Source organism: Nonomuraea sp. NPDC049695, assembly GCF_040674955.1.
Classification (GTDB): domain Bacteria; phylum Actinomycetota; class Actinomycetes; order Streptosporangiales; family Streptosporangiaceae; genus Nonomuraea; species Nonomuraea helvata.
This window is the reverse complement of sequence record NZ_JBFANV010000029.1, coordinates 47,686-72,721: the sequence shown is the minus strand read 5'-3', so window position 1 is coordinate 72,721 and position 25,036 is coordinate 47,686. Positions and strand designations below refer to the sequence as shown.

Sequence of the window (25,036 nt, the reverse complement as noted above, 5' to 3'; positions counted from 1 at the left end):
CCTGCATGCTGACCACATTGAGCCCCGACATGATGGCCTCCGATCCGATGACGTACAAGGTCACCTGCACATGAAGGAGCCGACGATGACCATCGAGTGGGCCGCGCTGTCGCACGCGGACATGCCGGCGATCGCCGAGCTCGCCCGTCGGTGCGTGGCGCACGACGGCGGGCTCCGGGCGACCACGTCCCCGTCCTTCCTGGAGCGCAGGTACGCGGCGGGGACGGCGGTGGGCGCGTTCACCGATGGCCGCCTGGTCGCCTGCGGGGCCGTACGTCCCGTGGGCGGCGCCTCGGCGGCGACCGGCCTGGTCGACCCGGACCACCGGGGGCGCGGCCTGGGATCCGGCCTGCTCGACCGGCTGGTCAAGGGGCCGGTCCGGCTGGAGACCGAGTCGCTGACCCCGCAGGCCCACGCGCTCTTCCTCGCGCGCGGGCTCCGGCAGACGTTCGCCGAGGACGTCTACCGCCGCGACCTGACCCGGCCGCTCCCGGCCGTCCCCCTCCCGCCGGAGCTGGAGGTCGAGGAGTGGTCGCAGGACACCGAAGGGGCCTTCTACGCGGCCTACTCCGCGTCCTTCGCCGACCGTCCCGGCTTCCCCGGCTGGTCGCGGGAGGAATGGGTGGACTGGCTGGTCGACGACGAGTTCCTGCCCGGCTGCTCGCTCGTGGCGCTTGAAGCGGGCCGGGCCGCCGGCTTCGTGGCGTGCGCGGAGGGGTTCCTGATCCAGGTCGGCGCCGTGCCCGCGTGGCGGCGGCGCCACCTCGCGAGGGCGCTGGCGGCCGCCGCGCTGGACCGCATGCGCGCACGCGGCGCGACGGAGGTCTTCCTGGACGTCAACGTCAACAACCCGGCCTCGGCCGCCCTCTTCCGCGGCCTCGGATTCGAGGTGATCGCCCGCCGGGCCCGCTACGAATGAGCCACCTTTCTTCATCAGCTCACGTCCGGGCTTGGGCCGTTCTTGACGTCGATCTCCCAGTGCCGCCCAAGAGCGGGAGTCCACGATGACGCCGACCACTCCACAGCAGAAGGAGTACGACCATGTGGACCGCCGAACACCCGAACGTGCCGCAGATCACGCTGCCCGGTCAGGCCGCCGCCGTGCCGGGGCCGCTCGACATGAGCAACATGTATCTGGCGCACTACGGCTTCCGCCGCGACCTCGGCCGCCTGCTCACCACGATCGGCCGGGTCCGCCTCGACGACCGCCGGCGCATCACTGCCCTGCGCGAGCACCACGCGTGGGTGCTGTTCGTGCTGCACCATCACCACACCTCCGAGGACGAGACGATCTGGCCGAGGCTGCGGGAGCGGGCGCCGCAGGCGATCGGCACGATCGACGCGCTGGAGGCCGAGCACGAGGCCTGCGACCACTGGATCAACGAGAGCACCGAGGCCTTCCAGGCGTTCGACGCCGGCCCGTCCGAGCGGGGACGCGAGCGGCTCATGGTCGCCCTGCGCGCGCTGGCCGACACCCTGGGCGCGCACCTGGCGCACGAGGAGACCGACGGGATCCCGCTGATGATGGCCCACATCACGCCGCAGGAGGACGCGGAGACGCACAAGACGATCACGAAGCAGTACGGCCTGCGCAAGCTGATCACGCTGCTCGGCTGGATCACCTCCGAGCTGCCGGCCGACGTCGAGGCCCATCTGCGCACGACGTCACCCAAGCCGCTGCTGCTGCTCAGCACCCTGGCCAGGGGCCGCTACCAGCGGCGCATGGCCTACCTGTGGGGGTGACCCAGCTCCCGCTCCACGCTCTCGGCGCGCTCGGCGTGCCGCCGCGCCACCTCGGTCTCGCCCAGGGCCTCGGCCAGTTGCGCCAGTGACCGGCTGACCGGCCACATCAGCATGCTCAGCCCGGAGATCCCCATCCGGTCGGCGTACGGCGACGCCTCCTCGTACAGGTCGGCGCAGGCCTTCCGATCGCCCAGCGCCGCCCAGACCTCGCAGCGGACGACCAGCCAGAACAGATAGACGAAGGTGCGTGGGATCGGCGGTCGCCGCTCCCACGGCCCGAGCGCCTGCCGCGCCTCCTCCAGCCGGCCGCTGACCACCAGGTAGTGGGCGTACCCGTCCAGGTTGAACTGAGCGAGCTGATCGTGCGAGACGTCCTGCGGCGGCTGCATCGCGTCCCCCGCCCCGTGGCGCAGGCGCATGAGCGCGACCTGGTACGTGGCGCCCGCCATGCTCGACTCCAGCCCCCACATGGAGGTGGCCCGATGCTCGGCGACGGTGGCCGCGAGCAGCGTCTCGGCCGCCTCCAGGTCGCCGCGGCCCGCGAGGACGCCGAGCCGCAGCCAGTTCAGCATGATGCGCAGGTACGGCATGTGCGTGCGGCCGATCAGCCGCTCCGCCTCGGCCAGCACGTCCAGGGCCTCCCGCACCCGGCACAGCTCCAGCAGCGTGCCGCCCTGGCAGGTGAGCCCGATCGTGCGCAGTTCGTCGTCGCCCGCCTCCAACCCGGCGCGGGCCATCTCCTCGCCCGCCTCCAGCCGCTGGTGCACCGAGTCCGGGTCGAGCAGCGCGTAGTAGCGGGCGAACAGCACGCGGCCCAGCAGCGTCGCGTCGTTCTCCTGGCGGGCCAGCCGCGCCGCCTCGGCGCTCCACCGGTCCCGCTCCGCCGGGTCCCGACCCGGCTGGTAGTACGACTGGAGGGCCAGACAGGCCAGCACCCGGGCCCGGGCGGACGGCTCCAGCCCCTCGTCGGCGGCCAGCTCCATCAGGTCCGCCAGCAGGTCGGCGTCGTAGTCGCCGTAGATCTTCCAGGGTTGCAGGATGCGACCGCCGTACCCGGTCGCGGCCTCGATCCAGCGCCGCCGGTCGCCCGCCTGCTTGGCCAGGCGGCGGATCCGCGTCAGCCCGGCCTCCTGCCCCACCGAGTCGCCCGCCCCGAACCTGGCCTCGGCCAGCGTGAACAGCAGGTCCATCCGCTCGGCCTCGCCCAGCTCCAGGTCGTCCTCGGCCACCCGCTCGGCCCGCTCCAGCAGCTCGAGGGCCGCGTCGTACGCGCGCAGCCGCTTGGCCTCCTCGGCCGCCCGCCACGCCGCCCGCCAGGCACGCGCGGTGTGGCCCGCGGGAATCGCCTCGAACCAGTGGTGGGCGGCGGCGGCCAGCCGGTCGGAGGCCGAGCCGCCGGTACGCGACTCGATCGCGGCGGCCACGGCGGCGTGCAGCCGGGCCCGGCGCAGCACCGGCACCACCTCGGTGAGCGCCTCCTGCACCAGCGCGTGCACGAACAGGAACCGGCCGGGCCGCCCCTCCGCGACCAGGTCGGCCGCCATGGCCGGCTCCAGCCGGTCCAGCGCCGCCTCCAGGTCGAGCCCGGCGGCCTCGGCCACGATCGCCACGTCGAACTCCCGCCCGGCCACGGCCGCCACCCGTAACAACTCGGCGGACGGCTCGGGCAGCCGGTTCACCCGGCCGAGCACGACGTCCCGGACGCCCAGCGGCAGCGTGCCGCGGCCCGGCGATCCGGCCTCCAGGTAACGCATCAGCTCCGTGACAAAGAACGGGTTGCCGTTCGTGCGGTCCCTGAGCGCGTGCACGTCCGTGCCCGCCGGGGTCAGCTCGGCCAGATCGGACGCCGAAAGGCCGGACAGCGGCAGCCGCACCGCCTGCCGGCGCGCCAGCGCCTCGAACGTCTCGGCCAGCGCGCCCTCCGGCTGCGGCCAGTCGCGTGCCGTGCCCACCACGGCCAGCGTGCCGTCAAGCACATACTGGGCCAGGTAGCTCAGCAGCCGCAGCGAGGACCGGTCCGCCCAGTGCAGGTCGTCCAGCACCACCAGCACCGGCTGCCTGCCCGCGGTCAGCGCCCGCGCCGCCGCCTCGTAGGTCCGGAACCTCGCGCCCTCGGGGTCGGTCCCGGTCGCGGAGCCGACCCCGGGCAGGTTCGCGCGCACGTCGTCGGGCAGGGGCGGCAGCGTGTCGGCCAGCCGCTCCAGCACCGTCACCCACGGCCAGAACGCCGGCGCGCCCTCCGTCGCCGCGCACCGCCCCACCGCGACCGTGAAACCCCGGGCATGGGCCCGGCTCACCAGCTCCTCGGCCAGCCGGGTCTTGCCGATCCCCGGCTCCCCCGTGATCAGCGAGAACCCGGGCCGGCCCGCCGCCGCCGCTTTCAGCAGCCCGTCCAGCGCGGCCAGCTCCTCCTGCCGGCCCGTGATGCCCCGCCCGGCGACCTGCGGCTCGGCCACCTGCGACTCGAGCGGCGGCCGGTGCGGGAGCAGGGCCGGTGATTGGCCGAGGATGTCACGTTCCAGCGCGCGCAGCTCTTCGCCCGGGTCGATGCCGAGTTCCTCGGCCAGGATCCGGCGCGCCGTGCGCAGCGTCTCCAGTGCCTCGCCCTGGCGGCCGCACCGGTAGAGCGCCAGCGCCCGCAGCGCCCACAGCCGTTCGCGCAGCGGGTGCTCGTACGTCAGGGCCTCCAGCTCGCCCAGCAACTCGCGGTGGCGGTCCTGCTGGATGACCGCGCTCACCCGCAGCTCGCGGGCCCGCTCCCTGGCCTCGGTGAGCCGCGCCCTGACGGCGGCCACGTACGCCTGATCGCCCAGGTCGTGGTACGGCTCCCCGCGCCACAGCGCCAGCGCCTCACCCGCCAGCCGCTCCGCCTCGGCCGGCCCGGCCGCCTGCTCGGCCTGCCCGACCAGGCGCAGGAAACGCGTCGTGTCCACCTGTTCCTGATCGATCGCCAGCGTGTAGCCCACCGGCCCGAACGTCAGCAAGCGGCTCTGCCCCCTGGCCGGGCGTCCCGGCTCCAGCAGGCGGCGCAGGTTGGACACGTACGAGTGCAGCGACGCCTGCGCCTCGGCCGGCGGCTCCTCGCCCCACAACCGGTCGATCAACGTGGCCGGGGCCACCGGCCGGCCCTCCGCCAGCACCAGCATGCTCACCAGCGCCCGCAGCTTCAGTGAACCGATCTGACACGACCGCCCGTCGTCGCCGACGATCTCCAGCGGGCCCAGCACTCGGATGTCCACAGCCCTACCCACCCTCACGAAGTCGCCTGATCTTACGACAAGGGGGGTTAGCCGGAACATGGCCGCGCCTGCCCGGGGACCTCCTGCGGTATGCATTGCATCCATTGCATGCAATGCATACCGACCGCTACCCTTGGCGGCATGCAGACCGATGTGGCGCGGAGCCGGCTGCGGGAGTTGATCCTCGACGGCACCTACCCGCCGGGAGCGCGGCTGACCGAGATGGAGGTCGCCGCCGCTCTGGAGATGAGCCGGACCCCCGTGCGGGAGGCGCTGCGAGCGCTCGCCGCCGACGGGCTCGTGCGGCCGTCCGGGCGCGGCGTCGTGGTCGTGTCGCTGGAGCGCGGCGACCTGGAGGAGGCCTATCAGGTACGGGCGGCGCTGGAGGCGCTCACCGCCGAGCTGGCCGCCACCCGCCAGCGCGAGGGCCGCATCGCCCCCGCCGACCTCGCCGCGCTCCGTGACCTCACGACCGAGACGGCCACCGCCACCGCCGAGGGGCGGTTCGCCGAGGCCGTGCTGCTCAACCGCCGGTTCCACCGCCTGATCGCGGAGCTGGCGGCCAACTCGATGGCGCTGCACGCGCTGGAACGGATCTGGGACCAGATCCAGGTGTCCACCTTGCGGTCACTCGCACCGCCGTCACGGCCCGCACACGTCTCGGGGCAGCACGAGGAGCTCGTGGCCGCGATCGTCCTCGGCCGGGCGGACGAAGCCGCCAGGGTGGCCCGCGCCCACGTACTCGACACCCGTACCACCACCAGCCAGGAGGAGCGAGCATGACCCGCCAGCACACCTATCCGGTCGTCGTGACCTGGACCGGCAACAAGGGCACCGGCACCAGCGGCTACCGCGACTACGGCCGCGAGCACGAGCTGACCGCCGAGGGCCCGCCCTCCATCGCGGCCAGCTCCGACCCCGCCTTCCGCGGCGACCCCTCGCGCTGGAACCCGGAGCAGCTGCTGGTCGGCGCGCTCTCGCAGTGCCACATGCTCTCGTATCTGCACAAGTGCGCGGTCGCGGGCGTCGTCGTCACCGAGTACATCGACAACGCGGTCGGCACCATGGCCGAGACGGCCGACGGCGGGCACTTCACCGAGGCGGTGCTGCGCCCGGTGGTCACCGTGGCGTCGCCCGACATGGTGGATGCCGCCGTCAAGCTGCACGAAGACGCGCATCACGCGTGCTTCATCGCCAGTTCCGTGAATTTCCCGGTACGGCATGAGCCGACGGTGCGCATCGAGGGCCGGGACGCCGCGGCCTCGTGAGCCGAGGCCGCGTGAGCCGAGGCCGCGCGCCCGTTCCGCAACGGCCCACCGCGCGACACCCCTGACCAAGCGCAGGCCATCACGCGACCGCATCGCACGGGCCATCGCACGGGCCAGCCGCGCAGCACCTGTGGTGTCGCACGGGCCAACGCACGGGCCAACGCGCCGCAGCGGCCTCGGCCGATGGCCGCCTCCTGGAGCGGGAAGTGGCAGGCGGCCGCGTGCGGCGCGTCGTCGCCGGGCGGCTCGAGGGGCGGCGCTTCCTGGACGACCGGGCTCTGCGAGGCCATCCTCGCGGGGCGACCCTGAAGAGGTCGACGAGCTCCCGCCGGAGCGCCTGCAGCCGCGTCCCGTCAACACCATGCCGACCGCACGGCCCTGCGCGCCGAACTCGAGGAGGTCAGCGCCGCGGCCATGCCGTCGACGAGCAGAAGTCGACCATCGGCCTGCGCCGCTTCGCCGTCGCCCTCGCCTTCGGATCCCTTCGAACGAGGCGCTCAGCTGCTCGGCCTCAGCCATCCGGCTCCCTCTCGAGCGGGAGCAGGCGATCGTGGCCGCTCACTCCCTGCCACAGCGGCACAAGATCGCCACTTGGCAGAAACCCTCACCGTCCCCACCTCCGGCCGAGCCGTCGCCGCGGACGGAGAACGCGTGGTACGTTGAATAAACGTTTACTCAACGAGGTAGGGGCGATGGTCAGGACGCGAAGCGAGCAGGCGGTGTGGCGCCGGGAGCAGCTGCTGGACGCGGCCCTGAGGGTGTTCGCCGACAAGGGCGTCGACGGCGCCACCGTCAAGGAGGTGGCGCAGGCGGCCGGTGTCACTCCTGGCCTGCTGTATCGCTACTTCGACAGCAAAGAGGCGATGGTGGAGACGCTGCTGTCGGAGCGAGGCTTCCTGCCCCGGCTGCGGGAATTGCGGACTGAGCCGAACGATCTCCGACCGGCCACCGAAGTGCTGACAGAGCTGCTGGAGTCCTTCGACAGGTTGCTGGCCGGGCACGCCGACCTGATGGCGGTGTTCTTCAGTGCCGCCCAGGCCCGTGCGCCGCTGGCGGCGCTGGTGAGCGAGGGCCAGCGGCTGATCGGTGACTTCCTGGCCGAGCGGGTCGCCGCCGGTGAGCTTCGCGCACACGACACCGCCACGGCGGCCAGAACCCTGTTCGCCACCGTGGCCGTCAACCGGCGGCTGGGCACTCCCATCAACATCGCGGCCCTGGTCGGGCTGCTGTTTCCGGAAGAGGGATGACAATGCGTGCACAGTGTTGTGTCGTCGGGGGCGGCCCAGCGGGAATGATGGCCGGGATGCTGCTGGCCCGCCAGGGCGTGGAGGTGATCGTGCTGGAGAAGCATGCGGACTTCCTGCGCGACTTCCGCGGCGACACCGTCCACCCCTCCACCCTGGAACTGATCGCCGAACTGGGGTGGATCGAGGAGTTCCTCAGCCTCCCGCACACCAAGATGCCCCACGTGACGGTCAACATGGGCGGCCAGGACGTCACCTTCGCCGACTTCACCCGGTTGAAGGTGCGCTGCCCCTACATCGCGTTCATGCCCCAGTGGGATGTGCTCGACTTCCTGGCCGGCAAGGCCGCGGCCTTCCCCTCCTTCCGCCTCCTGCGCCGAGCCCAGGCGACGGAACTCCTTACCGAGCAGGAACGCGTAACCGGCGTCCTGGCGGACACCGAGAACGGCCCCTTGGAAGTGTGGGCCGATCTGGTGATCGGGGCGGACGGCCGCCACTCCACCGTACGTGCGCGGGCGGGCCTGGTGCCTGTGAGCGACTCGCCACCCATGGACGTGCTGTGGTTCCGCCTGCCCCGTCAGGCACGGGATCGGGTGCCCTTCTTCCAGGGCGGCAAGGGAGCCTTGATCTCCATCGACCGCGGCGACTACTGGCAGATCGCCTATGCGATCCCGGCGGCCGCGTTCGACGAGCTCAAGACCGCCGGACTGCCGGTGTTCCGGGAACGGGTTGCGGCTCTGGCCCCCGCCCTGCGCGACCGCGTCCAACGGATCGACGACTGGGAGGCGGTGCACCATCTCACCGTCCGAGTGGACCGGCTGCCCCAGTGGCACCGGCCAGGACTGCTGTGCATCGGCGACGCCGCCCACGCCATGTCGCCCGCCGGCGGCGTGGGCATCAACCTGGCGGTACAGGACGCGGTGGCCACCGCCAACCTGCTGAGCCCTGTTCTCACCCGGGGCGGCATCCCCGACCGAGCCGATCTGGCCCGGGTTCAGTCGCGCAGGGAGCGCGCCGCGAGGGTGACCCAGGCCTTTCAGCTCGGAATCCTGCGGGACCTCTATCCCAAGGACCTGGGCGACGACACGACACAGCACGTGCCGCCGCTCTTCACAGCATTCCGGGCACTGCCGCCGCTGCGCCACCTCGCGGGCCGCTTCATCGGCATGGGCGTCCGTCCGGAACACATCGCCGCATAGTAAACATCATGGCCGTGCCGCACAGCGACGGCAGCGGGCGGCGTTCGGCCCGGCGGGCGGCGTTCGGCCCGGCGGACATCGGCCGGCCGGCGGTGCACGCTGAGCGGCGACGTCCAGGCAACGTCGAGCAGGCGGATGCCGGTCAGGCCGGCTCATACCCCGGCGGGAACCAAGCGTGCAGGTTCTGCGGGTTGATCGGCACGGAGATATGTTCGTGCGTGATCAGCCACTTGCCGTGTGTCCGCCGGAGACAAACGGTCGAACGTACCCATATAGCGCTTTGAAGCCCGTTCTTTCGCGTTCCACTGTCCAGGTGAAGCATGTGGGCGAACGCGACATCCCCACTCGTTGCGATGGTGACGTCGTGCGTTTCCAGACTGATGGGGCCGTCGTACTCGTCGAACCAGCGTACGAAGTTGCCGCGGACTTCATCGGCCCCCGCGAACTGGAGAGGGGGAACGGCATCGTAATAAACGATGTCGGAAGAATAATGTGACATGAGCCGGTCAATGTCCTTTGTCTGGCAGGCATCGACCCGGCTGTCCAAGAGCGCCCTGACCTCGGAATCGTGTGAAGTCATCGCATCCTCCGTTCAAGAAAATGTGGGTGTTCCCTGGTGGATCAGGCGGAGCGGCCGGCCTTGAGCAAGGCCGCGGTGTCGACGACGCGGCGGGCCTGGTGGCGGGCCGCCTGCAGCGCCACCTCACCGGGTGCGCCCTCGCCGGCCACGTGGGAGGTGCCGTAGGGATTGCCTGACTGGAACTGGATGGGGTCGGTGTAGCCGGGGGGCACGATGATGCCGCCCCAGTGGTAGAAGGTGTTCCCCAGCGCCAGGATGGTGGATTCCTGTCCGCCGTGGGCGGTGTTGGAGGCGGTGAAAGCCGAGTACACCTTGTCCGCGAGCTGGCCCTGGTACCACAGGGGGCCGGTGGTGTCGATGAACTGCCTGAGCTGGCCGGCCGGGTTGCCGAAGCGGGTGGGGGTGCCGAAGAGCACCGCGTCGGCCCAGACCAGGTCGTCGTGGCCGGCCTCGGCGATGTCGGCGGTGTCCTGCAGGTGTTGGCCCCAGGCCGGATTGGCGCTGATCGCCGCGGGTGGGGCCGTTTCGGCGACCTTGCGCAGTCGCACATGAGCTCCGGCCTTCTCCGCGCCCTCGGCGGCGGCTTGGGCCAAGGCATGCACGGTGCCGGTGGCGCTGTAGTAGATGACGGCGACGTTCACGGGTTCCATGACCGGTTCACTTCCTTCGCGTTTCGGTTCATCGGTACGACGACACAGCCCCGCGCAATGTCAGGAGACGCGCCGACCTCACCGTCCGCTCCAGAACGCAACCGGCCAGATCGGTCTCGACCAGGCCGCAGAGCATCAAGACCGCGGAACGAGGAGACCGCGGAACGCCAAGACCCCAGAGCACACCACACCCCCGGAGCGCCACATCCCTGGAGCGCCACACCTCCAGAGCGCCACACCTCCGCAGCGCGTCACGCCCCTCGGGGCCTCAGTGGCCTCGAAGCGTCAGTGGCCTCCGAGCATCAGGCCGGGCGGGCCTACCGGAACGCCGTCCAATGCCAGGTGACAGCCCATGCCGGGGCTCGAGGCGCCCGTACCGGTTCAGGCGAGTCCAGAACAGGGCCGTCAGGCCGCGCCCGGTCGGCCGCGGTTATCTGCTTTCGTCAGGCGGCGTCGCGCGGCACGATCTGGATCGGGCGCATGTTGGGGTCATGCCGCTCAGAACAAACCAGTGGCGAAGGGGACCCGGCCAGGTCGAGGTGGGCCGGGAGTTGGGCGGGGGTGGCCGGCCAGGGAGGGAGGGGCCGGGCTGAGACGGGGTGGGTGGTCAGAAGGCGGCGGCCAGAGCCAGTGCGGCGGCGGCCTCGTGACGAAGAACCATGATCAGAAGCGTGGCGACCAGCGTGGCGATGAGCAGCCAGCTGATCAGGATGATGACCGTCGAGCGGCGCGGCCGGGGCCGGCGGACTCGCTGCTCCTTGGCCTGAGCCTTCTCCTCGCTACGGCGCACGCGCTCGTTGAACGACTCCAGCCGTGCGACGAGTCGCGGATCGTCGTCGACGAGGTGCTGCTCGATCTGGGCGAGCATCCGCTCCTCGTCCTGCGACCAGGCCATAGGTGCACACCTCCCGAACGCAAGCTCTGCGACGTCTTTCTGCCCAACCCTGAAGATCATTAGCCCCCAGCTGACCAGGTAATTGCAACCTCTTTTCGGTTTGCGATCAAGCTCGAACCTTTGTTCTAATCATGCCATGCGCTGGGACAACCTGCGCCTGGCCGGGGCCGGCCGGGACGAACCGGCCGTGCCGCTGTTCGCTCGCGGTGCGGTCACCCGCACCTTCGACACGCCCGAGTTCAAGGGGATGACCTTCTACGAGATCCAGGCCAGATCCCTCATCAACCGGGTCCCGGGGGCGAGCCGGGTCCCGTTCGAATACACGATCAACCCCTATCGTGGGTGCACTCATCGCTGCATTTACTGTTTTGCCCGAAAGACGCACGAGTATCTAGATTTTGATGCCGGTGCGGACTTCGACTCGAAAATCGTCGTCAAGGTCAACGCCGCCGAGTTGGCCCGCAAGGAGCTGGCCTCGCCCCGCTGGGGTGGCCACCACGTCGCCATGGGCACGAACGTCGACTGCTACCAGCGCGCGGAGGGCCGCTACAGGCTGATGCGCGGCATCCTGTCCGCGTTGCGCGACGCCCGCAACCCGTTCTCCATCCTGACCAAGGGCACGCTGATTCTCCGGGACCTCGACCTGCTGACGGAGGCGGCCGACGTCACAGAGGTGAGCACCAGCGTGTCCGCCGGCTTCGTCGACCCGGCGATATGGCGCGCGGTGGAGCCGGGCACTCCCCACCCGAGCAGACGGCTCGAGACATGCGCGACGCTCAACGACAACGGAATCGCCTGCGGTGTCCTGATGGCCCCGATCCTCCCGTATCTCACCGACTCCCCCGCCCAGCTGGAGGCCACCGTCAAGGAGATCGCCGCCTCCGGCGCCACCCACGTCGCCCCGATCGTGCTCCACCTGCGGCCGGGGGCGCGGGAGTGGTGGCTGAGGTGGCTGTCGCACGAGCATCCGCGCCTGGTGCCCCGCTATCTGGAGCTGTACGGGCGGGGCTCGTACGCTCCGAAGTCGTACCAGGAGCGCGTGACCGGCCTGGTCAAGGAGCTGGCCGAACGCCATGGCGTCGGCCGCGCCACCCCCGCCATGGCCCGCCGCCTCCCGCCCCGTCCCACGCCCGTCGAGAGCCGGCCGGAGCAGCTACGCCTGCTCTGACGCCCTCCCGCCGCACACGTGCCATCGACCGGATGGCCGCGCGGCGGGTCCTGACGACGGCCGGATGGCCGCGCGATGGATCCCGACGACCCGGCAGGACGCCCGCCGGCACCGGACCACAACAGCCAGGACGCACGGCGGCAGCGGACCACAACAGGCAGGCCTCCCAGAAGCACCCGACCACGGCCGGATGGCGGCGAGGTTGCTCTCGGGCGCTGGGATCACGAGGCCTGTACGTGCTCGACCAGCCCATCGACGAGGTGCCGGCAACTTGGCGTGAATCGGCCTAGCGAGAGTTACGGTGTAATCACGTAATCCCCTTCTCGTTCGGGAGCCGTCCATGGCTGAGCCCCTCGACTCGTACTCCCAGATCGTGTCCACCGTTGCCGCGGAGCTGCTGCCGAAGGTCGCCAGCGTCCGCACCAACCAGGGCAGCGGTTCGGCGGTCGTCATCTCGGCAAGCGACTTCTCCCCGGCGAAGGACTACACCCACGGCTCGCCGAGCTTCCTGCTGACCAACGCGCACGTGGTCGGGTCCTCCCGTGCCGGCACCGTCGCGTTCGCCGACGGGAGTTCGGGTGATTTCACCGTGGTGGGGCGGGATCCGCTGTCGGACCTGGCGGTGATCAGGGTGCAGACGGCCACGCCCGAGCCCGCCACGCTGGGCGACAGTGACGAACTGGTCGTGGGCCAGCTCGTGGTGGCCGTGGGCAATCCGCTCGGGCTGGCCGGGTCGGTGACGGCCGGAGTGGTGTCGGGGCTGGGGCGGTCGTTGCCCGCGCGCAGCGGCTCGGCCGTACGGCTCATCGAGGACGTGATCCAGACCGACGCCGCGCTCAACCCGGGTAACTCCGGCGGCGCGCTGGCCGACTCCCGGGCACAGGTGGTCGGGATCAACACGGCGGTGGCCGGGGTGGGCGTGGGGCTCGCCGTGCCGGTGAACAGCACCACCCGTTCCATCATCGCCGCCCTGATCAGGGACGGCCGGGTGAGGCGGGCGTTCCTCGGGCTGGTCACCTCCCCCGCACCGCTGCCCGAGCCGTTGCGGCGGCGGACCGGGCAGGCGGGAGCGCTGCGCGTGATGGAGGTGGTGCCGGGCTCGCCCGCTCACCAGGCCGGGCTGCGCGCCGGCGACCTGGTGTTGAGCGCGGGCCGCAGCCCGGTGGGCGACGCGCAGAGCCTGCAGCGGCTGATGTTCTCCGACGCGATCGGCCGGCCACTGCCGATCACCGTCTACCGGAACGGCGCCCTCGTCGATGTCATCGCCGAACCGGTGGAGCTCACGGGGTCCGGCGTCTGAGCCCGCCGATCATGGCCTCCAGGCGCGCCCGTCATCGTGGATCCCCGAGCGCACCTGTCATCCCGTCTCAGTGCGCCGATCATTTCGCGGCTGCGGAGCCGGTGCAGGTCACGGGCACGGGGGCATGGCATCGGACGGACGAGCCGGGCTCGGCTGCTCACTCCGTCCCGGCGCGGTCACCGCGGCCTCGCCCGATCGCGGCGCGGAGGTGGCATCGCCGTCCCGTCCCGACGCGCGGGTGGCGTCGCCGTCCGGTCCCGCAGAAGCGGCGCCGTCCGGCGACGGCGACGGCGGCTCGGTGGCCGGGCGCTCCGGGGGGACGTAAGTGCCGTCGCGCCGGGCCAGCAGCTCCGCCAGCAGCGCGTCCCACTGCTCCCCGACCGCATCCACGTCATACGTACGCGCCGTCTCCAGCGCCCCCGCCGCCAGGCTGCGCCGCAGCTGCTCGTCCTCGATCACCCGGATGATCGATTCCGCCAGGTTCGCATTGGTACGCGGCTTGACCAGCAGCCCGTCGACCTCGTGCGTGATCATCTCCTTGGGCCCGTGCGGGCTGTTGAAGCTGACGATCGCCAGCCCCTTGCCCATGGCCTCCAGGATCGTCATCGGGAAGCCCTCGTGCCGGGAGCTCAGCACGAAGATCGACGCCTTCTCCAGCTCGGCCCCCACGTCGGAGGTGGGCCCGGGCAGCTCGACCTTGTCCTCCAGCCCCGCCTCCCTGATCTGCTGGGCGAGGTTCTCCTCCTGCGGCCCGGCGCCGTAGATGCGCAGCTTCCAGTCGGGATGGGCGGCGGCGACCGTCTCCCAGGCGGTGATGAGGCGGTGGAAGCCCTTGATGCGGGTCATCCTGCCGACCGCGACGGCGACCTTGGCGTCCAGTTTGGACACGTCACCGTTCATCGGCGGCACCGCGTTGGGGATGCGGGCCAGCCTGCGCGGCTTCTTCGGCAGCGTCTGGCGGTAGTCGCGCAGGTCGGCCTTGGTGAGCGTGACCAGGGCGTCGAGGCGGCGGTAGCGCCACTTGATGAGCTCCTGCATCGACTCGGCCTGGGTGCGCAGCGCCACGTGCTCCTGCCCGATCGTGATGACGCCCGGCTGCGCGAGCTGGGCCATCACCAGGTTGAGCCCCGGCCGGGTGGCCATCAGCACGCCGGTGTCGAGCGAGCGGATGTAGCGGGCCAGCTTGAGGTCGGTCCACAGGTTGAAGCGGTGGTACGCGGTCTCGTCCTTGGGGATGAGCCGGCTCGGCATCTTCGACAGCATCGCGCGCAGCGGGTCGGGACTGGGGTTGAGCCGGTCGTCGATGAAGCGGAACTTCACCCGCGGGTCGATGGGGAAGAACGGCTCCTCGGCCTCCTTCAAGATGCTCACGATCTCGACGTCGTGCTCCTTGGCCAGATAGCTGGCCAGGTTGAACACGGTCCTGATCGTCCCGCCCATTCCGTAGGCGTGCAGGAGCAGGATGCGGACCTGCCCGGTGGACGGCGGGGGCGCGTTCTGCGCCTTGCGCCGGTTGTACCCCCGATATAGCCGGCGCATAGCCGACTTTCCCTTGCGTGCAAGTGCGCGCACCTGACAAATCCCCTTTTATCGCCGGAAGAAGTCCCAACACAGGTGGCCGGCGGCAAGGAGCCCCACCACCGGCTTATTGTCCCGCTTCGGCAGAGTGCACTTGTTCATCCCCTATGTGCTAACCCCACCTATGATCTTTAGACGCTTGCAATGTCCCTAAGGTTGCATGCGCGGCCTATGCCGGGGATCAGGAGTGTGCGGCGGCCGTTCGGTGAGCAGGTCGAGCGCGACGTCGATGGCCCGCTCCAGCTGCGTGTCCACGCCTCTGGCGTAGTCCTGCGGGGTGATGTCGACCTCGATGTCGGGATCGGTGCCGTAGTTCTCGACCTGCCAGCCGACGTCGTCGAAGGCGAAGGAGAACTCCGGCTGCGTCGTCACCGTGCCGTCGGCGAGCTGGTGGCGCGGCCAGATGCCGATGACGCCGCCCCAGGTGCGCCTGCCGACCAGCGGGCCCAGCTTCAGCACCTTGAAGGTGTGGCTGAAGATGTCGCCGTCGGAGCCCGCCCACTCGTTGGTGATCGCCACGAGCGGCCCGCGCGGCGACTCCGGCGGGTACGGCTCCGGGTCGCCCCAGCGCGGGTAGTCGTAGCCGAGCCGCCGCCTGGCCAGCTTCTCCAGCAGCAGCGCCGAGACGTGGCCGCCGCCGTTGAAGCGCACGTCCACGATGAGCGCCTGGCGGCCGTACTCGGCCAGGAACCCCCGGTGGAACTCCCCGAACCCCTCGGCCCCCATGTCGGGCACGTGCAGATAGCCCACGCGCCCGCCGGAGCGCCGGTGGCACTCGGCGCGGTTGAGGTTCACCCAGTCGCGGTAGCGGGCCGGCTGCTCGTCGGCGAGCGTGCGCACGGTGACCGTGAACACCCGGTCCTCCCGGCGCAGCGTCAGCTCGACCTCCTCGCCGGCCTGGTTGACCAGGCGCTCGTTGGGGGTGGCGGCCGTTCCGATGGGCGCGCCGTTGATGGCGAGGACCGCGTCGCCCGTACGTACGTCGAGACCGAGCCGGTTCAGCGGCGAGGTCGCCTGGGGATCCCACGGGTCACCGGTCACGATGGAGCGGATGTGGTAGACGCCGTCGCGGTAGTCCCAGTCAACGCCCAGCTTGCCCTGGCTGTAGTCGGGGCCTGGGCGGTATTCGCCGCCGCTCTCGAAGGCGTGGCTCGTGGCGAGCTCTCCGTGCAGCTCCCACAGCAGGTCGGAGAACTCGCCGCGGGTCGTGACCCGCTCCACCAGGGGCCGGTAGCGGTCGTAGACGGCCGGCCAGTCGACGCCCGCCATGTCCTCGGTCCAGAAGTTCTCCAGCTGCAGCCGCCACGCCTCGCGGAACATCTGCCGCCACTCCGCCTCCGGGCAGACCGACACCTTGATCCGTGACAGGTCGATCCAGCCGCTCTCGCGCCCCGGCGCCTCCTCGTCGCCGGGCGCCTCGCCCGCCTTGACCACGCGCAGCCTGGAGTCCGCGCGGTAGAGCAGCGTCTTGTGGTCGCGGCCCAGCTCGAAGTCGGTGACGCCGTCGGCGAAATGCTCGTTCTTGCCCGTGGTGAAGTCGTACAGGTGCAGGGAGTTCTCGCCCTCGAGCGGGCTGGTCAGGATCAGCACCTTGCCCTTGAGCCCGGCCACCCGCTCGTAGCGCCCCTCGGGCAGCGGGAACGCGGTGACGCGCCGGGACAGCCCGTCCAGGTCCACGCGCAGCGGCTCCTCCTCCTCGTCGGAGTCGTCCTCGTCCTTCTCCCCCAGAGGCCGCTGGACCGGCACGAACGGGTCAGGCACGTCCGCGCGCAGCGCCACCGCGTACGGGCGGGTGCCGAGCGGGAAGCCCAGGTCGAACTGGAGCTGGTCGTAGACGGGCGAGAAGGTCCGCTGGCCGATGAAGTAGAGGTAGCGGCCCTCCGGGTCGAACGCCGGCATCGAGTCCTTCAGCACCGGCTCGGTGGCCTGCACCGTCCGCCCCGACTCGGGGTGGTACAGCTTGATCGCGCTGGAGCGCGGGCTGAGCGGGCTTGTGTAGGCCAGCCACCGCCCGTCGTGCGACCAGGCCGGGTCCTCCGGCGCGCCGTGCGGGTTGGCCTCGACCAGGTCCGACCGGCCGGTGGCCAGGTCGAGCAGGTGCAGCTCGTGGCGGTGGTTGACGACGGCCACCCGGTCGTGCGCCGGGTCGGGGACGAGGGCGTTGACCCGGCCCAGCCTGGCCACCTCCGTGCCGCCCCCGCCCTCGTGGCCCTCGAGGATGACCAGGCGCTCCTCGTCGCCGTCGTCGCTGGCCGCCGCGATGAGCCGGGCGCCGTCGTTGAGCCAGGTCAGGAACCGGTAGCGGACGCCGTCGGGCGAGCCGTACTGCTGCACGGGCCCCTCCCAGTCGGCCATCGCGTACGCCTTGCCGCGCGCGGTGACGGCCAGCGCGCTGCCGTCGGGGCTGAGCGTGGCGCTGTCGAGGTAATCGGCGGGATCGACGAACCTGCGGTTGCGCTGGGTCCTGGAGCTGGCCAGCGACACGTCGAGCCGGCGCGCCGGCTCACCGGGCTCGAGCAGGTAGAGGTCGGCGCCCGCGTGGTAGACCAGCCGGTGCCCGTCGCCGGACAGGTTGCGCGCGTAGTAGTCGTCGTGGTGGGTGTGCTTGCGCAGGTCCTGGCCGTCGGGGGTGCAGGAGTAGACGTTGCCGACGCCTTCGTGGTCGGAGATGAAGCACACCCGGCCGCCGCTCCAGCAGGGCGAGGCCAGGTTTCCCGGCAGCCTGATCAGCCGGCGGAACTCGCCGTCGCCGCGCGGGTCGATCCACAGGTCGCCGACCGTGCCGCCGCGGTAGCGCTTCCACCGCGCGGGGTCGGCGGTGTTGCGGCCGAGCACGATCATGCCTTCTGGGCCGTACGCGATCGAGTTGGCCGGTCCGTACGGGAGCCGCTCCGGGACGCCGCCCGGCGCGACGCGGTGCAGCCATTTGCGGCCCTCGAACGGCTGGGCGGCGTCGCTGGCGTAGAGGATGCGCCCTTCGGGGTCCCAGCCGGTGACCGTGCAGCGGGCGCCGTGGAAGGTGACCCGGCGGGCCGCGCCGCCGCCGGACGGCATGACGTACACCTCTTCCGGGCCCTCCTCGCGCCCGACGAACGCGAGCCGGTCGCCGCGCGGCGAGATGCGTGGATAGCCCGCCTCGGCGAGCCCGGCGGTCAGCCGGAAGGCCCGTCCGCCCTGGGCGGACACCATCCACAGGTCGTCCTCGGCGGCGAAGACGACCACGTCCTGGAAGACAGCGGGGAAGCGCAGGTAGGCCGACATGAGGGCAGCTCCACGATCGAATCGACAGCCGGGAGCGCGAGGCCCCCGGCTGTCAGATCATGTCACTCGGGTCAGACGAGTCACCGCTGCCGCCCAGCCGTCCGGCCGGGCAGGCGGGAGGGGTCATTCCTCGTCCGTGGACGTCTTCCGTGGCGTCTCCCTCTTGGTCTCCTTGGCCTGCCTGCTGGTCTTGATGGCCTGCTTCTTGGACTTGCCGGACTTCGCGGCGGGTTTCTTCTTCGTGTCTGCCATGGGAATCCCCCCTGTACGGACGTGTGCCCCCGAATGGTGCACTGTGCCTCTTAATACCCATCTATCGCTGAAACCCGACATACCGCCTATCGGGTGCTCCGGTCTCCGGCGGGCGTGGACCACCACACCCCTTCGCCGTGCGACAGCCCCGGCAGCCGCCGCTCGAACTCGTGCACCGAGGCCGCCGGGATCTCGCCCTCCAGCATCCAGGTGTCGTCGCGGTGCCGGGCGTCGCGTACCTCGCCGCCCAGCGCCGCGAGCCCGGCGGTGACCGCGCTGAACGCCTCCAGCGGCACCTCCAGCTCGAAGCGGTGGCACGGCTCGTACACGGTCGTGCCCGCCAGGCGCAGCGCGCGCATGAGCACGATCGGCGTGCGGCCGCGGAAGTCGGCCGCGACCGTGACGGGAGAGTCGTATCCGGTCCTGGTCAGCGTGACCACGACATCGGTGACCGGCCAGCCGTGCGGGCCCTCGCGCAGCGCCAGGCGCACGCTCTCCTCGATCGCCCGGTGGAACGCCAGCGGCAGCGACCCGAGATCGACCTCCAGCCGGTAGCCGACGCCGGAGCCTTTCGAGCCCGGTTCGACGCGCAGGCCGACAGTGGCCACGAACTCGTTGCGGCCGTGGCGCTGGATCTCCTGGACGGCCTCCGCGGCGCCCGACGGGCGTTCGAAGTAGACGGGACGGCTCGGCTCGAAGACCGCCTCGACGCCGAAGTCCCTGGCCAGGGTCTCGCCGATGACCTCCTTCTGCACCTCACCGTAGAGCAGGACCGAGGTCTCGCCGCCGGCCAGCGTGCGGGTGCCGATGAGCGGATCCTGCTCGGCCAGCGCGAGCAGGGCGGCGTGCAGGCGAGGCTCCTGGCCGGGCACCCGGGGCCGTACGACGGTCTCCAGGCTGGGCGGGGTGAAATGGGCCTGATGAACACCCGGCGGCTCGCCCACATGGTCGCCGACGCGGATCTCGGGTACGCCCCAGACCTTCACGATGTCCCCCGCCAGCGCGTGGCGCCGTTCGGGCGCGCCCGCGACGGCCAGGGCGGTCAGCCGCCCGTCGTAGGTCTCTGTCCCCCGGTGGAAGGTCAGGTGCTCGCGCGCGCGGAGCGCTCCCCCGCGTACCCGCAGGTAGGCGACCTTCTCGCCGGACGGCGCCCGCTCGATCGCGAACACCGACGCCCGCGCCGCCTCCCCCGGGTCCGCGTCGGGCCGGCGCACGGCCGGCAGCAGGTGGATGCCGTCGAGCAGCTCGGCGACGCCCTGCCCGGTCAGCGCCGAGCCGAACAGCACCGGATACGCCTCCCCGGCGGCGCACTGCCGCGCCAGCGCCGCGCGCACCTCGCCGAAGTCGGGCGCCTTGCCCTCGACGAGCAGCTCCAGCAGCCCGTCATCCCGCTCGGCGAGCACCTCGGCCGCCTCCTGCGGGGAGGCGATCTCGGCGGTGGTGGCCGCCTTGGAGCCGATGCGCCGCACGGTGTTCAGGGCGACGCTGTACGGCGAGAGCCGCCGCCGGATGTCGGCCAGCAGCTCCCGCTCCCTTGCGCCGGCCCGGTCGATCTTGTTCACGAAGATCAGCGTGGGCAGGCGCAGCTTGCGCAGGGTCTTCATCAGGACCCGGGTGTGCGGCTGAACGCCCTCGACGGCCGACAGCACCAGCACGGCGCCGTCGAGCACGCCGAGCGCGCGCTCCACTTCGGCCACGAAGTCGCTGTGGCCGGGTGTGTCGACCAGGTTGACCCGCAGGTCGCCGATACGGAATGAGGCGACGGCCGCGCGGATGGTGATGCCGCGACGGCGCTCGATCTCGCCGCTGTCGGTCTGTGTGCTGCCCTCGTCGACGCTGCCGAGCCGGTCGATGACGCCGGTCTCGAACAGCAGTCGCTCAGTGAGGCTGGTCTTGCCCGCGTCTACGTGCGCGAGGATGCCGATGTTGAGGATGTGCATGAGTGGTGGAGCCCTCGGGAACTCTCGTGCCAATGGGGCGCTGGGAGATTCCGAGGCACCGCATCTCATGCTCCTGTCGTCGGCGGGCGGATGCGCCGCCCATGGTGCCACCGCTCACCGGGCGGGGGCCAACGATTTTCACAGGGCCTGGGCCAGGGCCGCGCCGCAGTAGGCCGCGCCGAGCCCGGCCACCACGCTGGCGGCGGCGTTGGCCACCGCGTGGAAGCGCGCGCCCTCCTCCATCAGCCGCACCGTCTCGTACCCGAACGTCGAGTACGTCGTCAGCGCCCCGCAGAACCCGGTGCCCGCCAGCGCCATGAACCCGCCTCCCGCGGGCAGCGCGGCCAGGAAGCCGAGCAGCGCCGACCCGCACACGTTCACCGCCAGCGTCCCCCACGGGAACACCGTGTCGTGCCGCGCCTGCACCGCCCGGTCCGCCAGATAGCGCAGCGGCGCCCCGGCCGCCGCGCCCAGAACGATCAGCAGCACCGTCATCGCACGCCCCCCGCGACGGCCGGCAGCGCCCTCATCGCACCCCCGCGGGTATCCCGGCGATCCGCCTGGTCAGCCACATGCCCGCGGCCACGGCCACGAGCGCCGCGGCCATCGTGGCCGCCAGGTAGACCAGGCCCGTCAGCGGCGCGCCCGCCGCGACCGCCCGCTGGACGTCCACCGCGTACGTCGAGAAGGTCGTGTACCCGCCCAGCACCCCCACGCCCAGGAACGGCCGCACGAGCCGGTGTGCCTGCCGCACCTCCGTGATCATCACCATCAGCACCCCGATCAGCAGGCAGCCCGACACGTTGACCAGGAAGGTCGCCCACGGGAAGTCCGCCGGCCCGGCGGGCAGCGCCGACTGCAGGCCGTAGCGCGCCAGGGCGCCCAGCGCGCCACCCGCCGCGATCGCCGCGAGCACGGGCCAGTGCAGCTCGGTACGCTGCGCCGGGATATGGAGATCGACGTCCGGATCGATCGGACGATCAGTCACACAACCCTCCCCGTGTCAAAACATTCGATGCCGGGAATTTCTCTAGACAACCTTGGATGCGCGGAGGCCTGCTTGAGCACGAAGGACGCCATTGCCCTTCTAGCGGGAGCCATCATCGTCGTTTCCCTCGTCGGCACTACCAAGACCCATCCGGCCACCGCGGCGAGCCCGCTCGGCAACGCCAGCGGCACGCTGCCCGGCCTGGCACCCATCATCTCCGACGCCGACAAGGCCAGAGCACGCGCCCTCATCAAGCGTCTGCGCGTGAAGGGCTTAGGCCCCAACACCGGATACGAACGCACCCGGTACGGCGAGAACTGGGCCGACAGCGCGATCGGCGTGCCGTACGCGCGCAACGGCTGCCGCACCCGCGACGACCTGCTGGCCCGCGACGGCCAGAACGTGAAGTACCGGGCCGGCTCCAGCTGCGAGGTCGTCTCCATGGAGCTGACCGACCCCTACACCGGCAGGACCATCTACTGGCGCAAGGCCGATGCCGACGAGGTGCAGGTCGATCATGTGGTGCCGCTGAACTACGCCTGGCGCATGGGCGCGCCGCGCTGGCCGATGTCCAAGCGGCTGGACTTCGCCAACGACCCGCTGAACCTGCTGCCCGTGGACGGGGAGGCGAACGAGCAGAAGGACGCCTCGGGGCCGGCGAGCTGGCTGCCGCCGCAGCGGCTCATCCGCTGCGCGTACGTCACCCGCTTCGCGCAGGTCGCGCTCAAGTACGACGTGCCCGTCCGGACGGCCGACAAGAAGATGATGATCGACCAGTGTCGTTAGCGGGGGTCGATCCAGGTGAAGCCGTGCTCGAACGTGAGCTTCGCCATGATCTGCTGCCCGGCCGTGTTCGGGTGGAAGTAGTCCCATTTGCTGACGTGGTCGAGCGTGAAGGGGAACGAGAACACGGCCCCGCCGTCGGTGTGGCAGGCGGCGCCGAAGGCGGCGCACGCCTCGGCCGCCTCGTGGTTGTAGGCCATCACCCGCGCCCGCACCCGGTCACGGCGCTGGACGTCGGCCTGCTTGGCCGAGTCGGGCCTGGCGAGCATGGTCTGGCAGATGTGGCCCACCGTCCAGAACGTCCGCGCGAGCGCGCTGGCCTTGCCGACCTTCCACAGCCGCCGCAGGTCGGGGATGCTGGCGATGAACACCCTGACCGCGGGAAGCCCGGCGCGCAGCTCGGCCAGCGCCGTGTCCAGCCGCTGCCGGTAGGTCGCGACGGGCGTCATGGCCTGCTCGGTGCGGGTGCACGCGTCCTGGGCGCCCACGAGGATCGTCACGTAGTCGGCCTTGGCCTCGACCGCCTTGCGGACCTGACCCAGCAGGTCGGCGCTGGTCGATCCGGGGGCGGCGAAGTTGAGGTTGTGCTTCTGGAGCGTTCCAGACATCTTGGACAGGCGCAGGTAGTGGCTGGCCACCTGCTGGTAGTCGCCGGTCGACCAGGAGCGCGCGGTGCAGGAGATGTAGAGGCCGCAGGCGTTGAAGCCGGTGGAGATCGAGTCGCCGAGCGCAGCCATGACCGCGGGCACGGCTTCACCCGTCGCGGCCTGCGCCGGACCGGTGGACGAGACGAGAATCACTGCGGTGAGCGCGGAGCCCAGGCGACGGATCATGGACCCAAGGTAGGAAGTGGATCAACGACCGGCTATGGCGTTCCGGCAAGGTCTGTGATTTCAGGACCGACTTCATATCGCCGCTTGACAGGCCGGACGCGATCAGGTCGGGGCGAATTCGGGTCTAGCCCCCACGTTTTTTCGGGTTGTTGTCCGTAACCTCGCATTCACGGGGGTCCGAGTCGAACGTGTTCAGTTCCCGCATAGAGTGTCTTGGGTGAGTGTCGCGCTCGGAACAACCCGCCCGCTGCCGGTTCGCACCACCCCCGTAGGTGACCCGGGCGACCTGCTGGCATCTCTGCCCAGGACGGCGCCCTACGCCTGGGTCAGGAACGGTGAGGGCCTCGTCGGCTGGGGACAGGCCGCACGGGTGGCCGTGCCCCCTGGTCCCGGCAGGTTCGCCTGGGCCCGCCAGTGGCTGGCCACGGTGTTCGGCGACGCCCACGTGGACGACGCCGTGCGCACGCCCGGCTCCGGCCCGGTCGCCTTCGGCAGCTTCACCTTCGACGAGGACGCCCACGGCTCCGTCCTGGTCGTCCCGCGCGCCGTGCTGGCCCGACGCGGCGGCCACGCCTGGCTCACCACGATCGGCGACGCGCCGCTGGAGACGTTCTCCCCCGTCCGCGACCCCGGCCGCATCCGCTACGGCGACGGCAGCCTGACCGCGCCGGAGTGGGAGGAGGTCGTGGCCAGGGCCGCCAAGCGCATCCGTGAAGGCGAGCTGGAGAAGGTCGTGCTGGCCCGCGACCTGGTCGCCACCGCCGAGCGGCCCATCGACGTGCGGCTGCTGCTCACGCGGCTGGCCCGGCGCTATCCCGAGTGCTACACGTTCTCCGTCGCCGGGCTCGTCGGGGCGACGCCCGAGCTGCTGATCCGGCGTACGGGCCAGGAGATCGAGTCGCTCGTGCTGGCCGGCACCACCGCCCGCGGCACCGGCCCGGCCGACGACTTCGCGCGCGGGGCCGCGCTGCTCGCCTCGGCCAAGGACCGCCACGAGCACGAGTGCGCGATCGCCTCGGTCCGCCAGACCCTCGCCCCGCTCTGCTCCCTGCTGGAGACGCCCGACGAGCCGGAGCTGCTGGTGCTGCCCAACGTGCAGCACCTGGCCAGCCATGTCAGCGGGCGGCTGGCCGACGGGGCTTCCGTCCTGGACGTGGTCGCGGCCATGCACCCCACGGCCGCCGTCGGCGGCACCCCGACCCGCACCGCGATCGAGGTCATCCGGGAGCTGGAGGGCATGGACCGGGCCGGGTACGCCGGACCCGTCGGGTGGATCGACGCCCACGGCGACGGCGAGTGGGGCATCGCGCTGCGCTCGGGGCTCATCCAGGGCCGCCGCGCCCGCCTGTTCGCGGGCGGCGGCATCATGGGCGACTCCGACCCGGCCGCCGAGCTGGCCGAGGCCCAGGCCAAGTTCCGCGTCATGCAGTACGCCCTGGAGGGATGATCAGGCGGGAACGTGGATGTCGTCACCCACGTCCACGCGGGCCCGGCCGGCCGTCAGCGTGGCCACCCAGTCGGCGAACGGCGCCACCTCGTCCTCGCCCACCGCGACGGCGAAGGTGACCTCGCCCGCGTACGTCACCTCGCGCACCGGGTGGCGGGAGGCCCGCAGGTCGTTCTCCACCCGCCCGGCCTGGTCGTGCGCCACCGCGACGCGTACGAGCTTGGCCGGCACCATCCGCACCGGCTCGGCCCGGTCGAGGGTCTCGGTCACGGCGGAGCCGTACGCGCGCACCAGGCCGCCCGCCCCCAGCAGGGTGCCGCCGAAGTAGCGGGTCACCACGGCGACCACGTCGCTGAACCCCCTGCCCACCAGGGCCTGCACCATCGGCGTGCCCGCGGTGCCGCCGGGCTCGCCGTCGTCGTCGCCCTTCTGGATCCGCTGCCCGATGACGTAGGCGGTGCAGTTGTGGGTCGCGCCGGGATGCTTCTGCCGCCGCTCGCCGATGAACGCGACCGCCTCCTCGACGCTGCGCGCGGGCGCCAGGGCGCAGATGAAGCGCGAGCGCTTGGCCTCCGTCTCGTGCTCGACGACGGTGGCGAGGGTGAGGTACGGCGCGGGCACATTCGACAGCGTATTCGGCTGCGGCGGCGGCGAGGGCACCGCCCGCA

The 25,036-nt window shown here is 71.4% G+C and carries 22 protein-coding genes; 10 read left to right on the top strand and 12 right to left on the bottom strand.

The genetic code is table 11. The annotated features are described in order from the left end of the window. The first annotated feature begins 85 nt into the window (after positions 1-85). Both AB0J64_RS24920 and AB0J64_RS24915 read left to right on the top strand, forming a co-directional pair. Positions 86-919 (top strand): GNAT family N-acetyltransferase, encoded by an 834-nt coding sequence (locus AB0J64_RS24920; protein WP_364031083.1) that lies wholly within the window; start codon positions 86-88, stop codon positions 917-919. A 122-nt stretch (positions 920-1,041) separates the two neighbouring features. Continuing rightward, positions 1,042-1,743, top strand: a complete 702-nt coding sequence (locus AB0J64_RS24915) for a hemerythrin domain-containing protein (protein WP_364031080.1) — start codon at positions 1,042-1,044, stop codon at positions 1,741-1,743. Here the strand turns inward: AB0J64_RS24915 and AB0J64_RS24910 are convergent. After that, positions 1,728-4,982 carry a BTAD domain-containing putative transcriptional regulator gene (locus AB0J64_RS24910; protein WP_364031077.1) on the bottom strand — a complete coding sequence of 1,085 codons (3,255 nt, stop codon included), beginning with the start codon at positions 4,980-4,982 and terminating at the stop codon, positions 1,728-1,730. The genes AB0J64_RS24915 and AB0J64_RS24910 overlap by 16 nt on opposite strands. Before the next feature lie 141 nt (positions 4,983-5,123). Here AB0J64_RS24910 and AB0J64_RS24905 point away from each other — a divergent pair, with 141 nt between their 5' ends. The 4 genes from AB0J64_RS24905 to AB0J64_RS24890 all read left to right on the top strand — a co-directional run bounded on the left by AB0J64_RS24905 (position 5,124) and on the right by AB0J64_RS24890 (position 8,693). Further along, positions 5,124-5,765 carry a GntR family transcriptional regulator gene (locus AB0J64_RS24905; protein WP_364031074.1) on the top strand — a complete coding sequence of 214 codons (642 nt, stop codon included), beginning with the start codon at positions 5,124-5,126 and terminating at the stop codon, positions 5,763-5,765. Beyond that, positions 5,762-6,250, top strand: a complete 489-nt coding sequence (locus AB0J64_RS24900; protein WP_364031071.1) for an OsmC family protein — start codon at positions 5,762-5,764, stop codon at positions 6,248-6,250. Before AB0J64_RS24905 ends, AB0J64_RS24900 begins: the two co-directional genes overlap by 4 nt. 692 nt (positions 6,251-6,942) lie before the next feature. After that, positions 6,943-7,497 (top strand): helix-turn-helix domain-containing protein, encoded by a 555-nt coding sequence (locus tag AB0J64_RS24895; protein WP_364031068.1) that lies wholly within the window; start codon positions 6,943-6,945, stop codon positions 7,495-7,497. Further along, positions 7,494-8,693, top strand: a complete 1,200-nt coding sequence (locus tag AB0J64_RS24890; RefSeq protein WP_364031065.1) for an FAD-dependent oxidoreductase — start codon at positions 7,494-7,496, stop codon at positions 8,691-8,693. The genes AB0J64_RS24895 and AB0J64_RS24890 overlap by 4 nt, the downstream gene beginning before the upstream one ends. A gap of 142 nt (positions 8,694-8,835) precedes the next feature. On the opposite strand, the gene AB0J64_RS24885 is transcribed toward AB0J64_RS24890, so the two are convergent. The 3 genes from AB0J64_RS24885 to AB0J64_RS24875 form a co-directional block, all read right to left on the bottom strand. Further along, positions 8,836-9,273, bottom strand: coding sequence for a nuclear transport factor 2 family protein (locus AB0J64_RS24885; protein WP_364031062.1), 438 nt, complete (start codon positions 9,271-9,273; stop codon positions 8,836-8,838). Between the two features lie 41 nt (positions 9,274-9,314). Next, a complete protein-coding gene (wrbA, locus tag AB0J64_RS24880; RefSeq protein ID WP_364031059.1) occupies positions 9,315-9,923 on the bottom strand; it encodes an NAD(P)H:quinone oxidoreductase in 609 nt (202 codons plus the stop codon). Between the two features lie 607 nt (positions 9,924-10,530). Continuing rightward, positions 10,531-10,818, bottom strand: a complete 288-nt coding sequence (locus AB0J64_RS24875) for a DUF3040 domain-containing protein (protein WP_364031057.1) — start codon at positions 10,816-10,818, stop codon at positions 10,531-10,533. A 136-nt stretch (positions 10,819-10,954) separates the two neighbouring features. Here AB0J64_RS24875 and AB0J64_RS24870 point away from each other — a divergent pair, with 136 nt between their 5' ends. Further along, the gene (locus tag AB0J64_RS24870; RefSeq protein ID WP_364031054.1) at positions 10,955-11,986 is read left to right on the top strand and encodes an Rv2578c family radical SAM protein; all 1,032 of its coding nucleotides are present in this window, start codon (positions 10,955-10,957) and stop codon (positions 11,984-11,986) included. A 340-nt stretch (positions 11,987-12,326) separates the two neighbouring features. After that, on the top strand, positions 12,327-13,286 hold the full coding sequence (locus AB0J64_RS24865) for a trypsin-like peptidase domain-containing protein (RefSeq protein ID WP_364031051.1): 960 nt from the start codon (positions 12,327-12,329) through the stop codon (positions 13,284-13,286). 108 nt (positions 13,287-13,394) lie between these two features. On the opposite strand, the gene AB0J64_RS24860 is transcribed toward AB0J64_RS24865, so the two are convergent. The 6 genes from AB0J64_RS24860 to crcB (AB0J64_RS24835) all read right to left on the bottom strand — a co-directional run bounded on the left by AB0J64_RS24860 (position 13,395) and on the right by crcB (AB0J64_RS24835) (position 21,305). Then, positions 13,395-14,825 (bottom strand): glycosyltransferase, encoded by a 1,431-nt coding sequence (locus tag AB0J64_RS24860; protein WP_364031048.1) that lies wholly within the window; start codon positions 14,823-14,825, stop codon positions 13,395-13,397. A 189-nt stretch (positions 14,826-15,014) separates the two neighbouring features. Further along, positions 15,015-18,125, bottom strand: coding sequence for a PDZ domain-containing protein (locus AB0J64_RS24855; protein ID WP_364031045.1), 3,111 nt, complete (start codon positions 18,123-18,125; stop codon positions 15,015-15,017). A 123-nt stretch (positions 18,126-18,248) separates the two neighbouring features. Beyond that, positions 18,249-18,377, bottom strand: coding sequence for a hypothetical protein (locus AB0J64_RS24850; protein WP_357613222.1), 129 nt, complete (start codon positions 18,375-18,377; stop codon positions 18,249-18,251). Positions 18,378-18,463: 86 nt separating this feature from the next. Continuing rightward, positions 18,464-20,317 carry a translation factor GTPase family protein gene (locus tag AB0J64_RS24845; RefSeq protein WP_364031042.1) on the bottom strand — a complete coding sequence of 618 codons (1,854 nt, stop codon included), beginning with the start codon at positions 20,315-20,317 and terminating at the stop codon, positions 18,464-18,466. A gap of 138 nt (positions 20,318-20,455) precedes the next feature. Next, positions 20,456-20,812, bottom strand: a complete 357-nt coding sequence (gene crcB / locus AB0J64_RS24840) for a fluoride efflux transporter CrcB (protein WP_364031039.1) — start codon at positions 20,810-20,812, stop codon at positions 20,456-20,458. A 31-nt stretch (positions 20,813-20,843) separates the two neighbouring features. Next, positions 20,844-21,305 carry a fluoride efflux transporter CrcB gene (gene crcB / locus AB0J64_RS24835; protein WP_364031036.1) on the bottom strand — a complete coding sequence of 154 codons (462 nt, stop codon included), beginning with the start codon at positions 21,303-21,305 and terminating at the stop codon, positions 20,844-20,846. 72 nt (positions 21,306-21,377) lie between these two features. Between crcB (AB0J64_RS24835) and AB0J64_RS24830 the strand changes: the two genes are divergently transcribed. Then, on the top strand, positions 21,378-22,091 hold the full coding sequence (locus tag AB0J64_RS24830; RefSeq protein ID WP_364031033.1) for an HNH endonuclease family protein: 714 nt from the start codon (positions 21,378-21,380) through the stop codon (positions 22,089-22,091). On the opposite strand, the gene AB0J64_RS24825 is transcribed toward AB0J64_RS24830, so the two are convergent. Continuing rightward, on the bottom strand, positions 22,088-22,921 hold the full coding sequence (locus tag AB0J64_RS24825) for an SGNH/GDSL hydrolase family protein (RefSeq protein WP_364031030.1): 834 nt from the start codon (positions 22,919-22,921) through the stop codon (positions 22,088-22,090). The genes AB0J64_RS24830 and AB0J64_RS24825 overlap by 4 nt on opposite strands. A 217-nt stretch (positions 22,922-23,138) precedes the next feature. Between AB0J64_RS24825 and AB0J64_RS24820 the strand changes: the two genes are divergently transcribed. Beyond that, positions 23,139-24,368, top strand: coding sequence for an isochorismate synthase (locus AB0J64_RS24820; RefSeq protein WP_364031027.1), 1,230 nt, complete (start codon positions 23,139-23,141; stop codon positions 24,366-24,368). Here the strand turns inward: AB0J64_RS24820 and AB0J64_RS24815 are convergent, their stop codons facing one another. After that, the gene (locus tag AB0J64_RS24815) at positions 24,369-24,989 is read right to left on the bottom strand and encodes a YigZ family protein (protein WP_364031024.1); all 621 of its coding nucleotides are present in this window, start codon (positions 24,987-24,989) and stop codon (positions 24,369-24,371) included. It lies immediately after the preceding gene. Positions 24,990-25,036 lie beyond the last annotated feature (47 nt).

What these genes read in the sequence shown, in the direction of transcription:
- AB0J64_RS24905 (WP_364031074.1), top strand. Translation starts at nt 5,124, where the DNA reads ATGCAGACCGATGTGGCGCGGAGCCGGCTGCGGGAGTTGATCCTCGAC.
- AB0J64_RS24915 (WP_364031080.1), top strand. Translation starts at nt 1,042, where the DNA reads ATGTGGACCGCCGAACACCCGAACGTGCCGCAGATCACGCTGCCCGGT.
- AB0J64_RS24870 (WP_364031054.1), top strand. Translation starts at nt 10,955, where the DNA reads ATGCGCTGGGACAACCTGCGCCTGGCCGGGGCCGGCCGGGACGAACCG.
- AB0J64_RS24865 (WP_364031051.1), top strand. Translation starts at nt 12,327, where the DNA reads ATGGCTGAGCCCCTCGACTCGTACTCCCAGATCGTGTCCACCGTTGCC.
- AB0J64_RS24825 (WP_364031030.1), bottom strand. Translation starts at nt 22,921, where the DNA reads ATGATCCGTCGCCTGGGCTCCGCGCTCACCGCAGTGATTCTCGTCTCG.
- AB0J64_RS24895 (WP_364031068.1), top strand. Translation starts at nt 6,943, where the DNA reads ATGGTCAGGACGCGAAGCGAGCAGGCGGTGTGGCGCCGGGAGCAGCTG.
- crcB (WP_364031039.1), bottom strand. Translation starts at nt 20,812, where the DNA reads ATGACGGTGCTGCTGATCGTTCTGGGCGCGGCGGCCGGGGCGCCGCTG.
- AB0J64_RS24890 (WP_364031065.1), top strand. Translation starts at nt 7,494, where the DNA reads ATGACAATGCGTGCACAGTGTTGTGTCGTCGGGGGCGGCCCAGCGGGA.
- wrbA (WP_364031059.1), bottom strand. Translation starts at nt 9,923, where the DNA reads ATGGAACCCGTGAACGTCGCCGTCATCTACTACAGCGCCACCGGCACC.
- AB0J64_RS24900 (WP_364031071.1), top strand. Translation starts at nt 5,762, where the DNA reads ATGACCCGCCAGCACACCTATCCGGTCGTCGTGACCTGGACCGGCAAC.
- AB0J64_RS24855 (WP_364031045.1), bottom strand. Translation starts at nt 18,125, where the DNA reads ATGTCGGCCTACCTGCGCTTCCCCGCTGTCTTCCAGGACGTGGTCGTC.
- AB0J64_RS24860 (WP_364031048.1), bottom strand. Translation starts at nt 14,825, where the DNA reads ATGCGCCGGCTATATCGGGGGTACAACCGGCGCAAGGCGCAGAACGCG.
- AB0J64_RS24875 (WP_364031057.1), bottom strand. Translation starts at nt 10,818, where the DNA reads ATGGCCTGGTCGCAGGACGAGGAGCGGATGCTCGCCCAGATCGAGCAG.
- AB0J64_RS24850 (WP_357613222.1), bottom strand. Translation starts at nt 18,377, where the DNA reads ATGGCAGACACGAAGAAGAAACCCGCCGCGAAGTCCGGCAAGTCCAAG.
- AB0J64_RS24920 (WP_364031083.1), top strand. Translation starts at nt 86, where the DNA reads ATGACCATCGAGTGGGCCGCGCTGTCGCACGCGGACATGCCGGCGATC.
- AB0J64_RS24845 (WP_364031042.1), bottom strand. Translation starts at nt 20,317, where the DNA reads ATGCACATCCTCAACATCGGCATCCTCGCGCACGTAGACGCGGGCAAG.
- AB0J64_RS24885 (WP_364031062.1), bottom strand. Translation starts at nt 9,273, where the DNA reads ATGACTTCACACGATTCCGAGGTCAGGGCGCTCTTGGACAGCCGGGTC.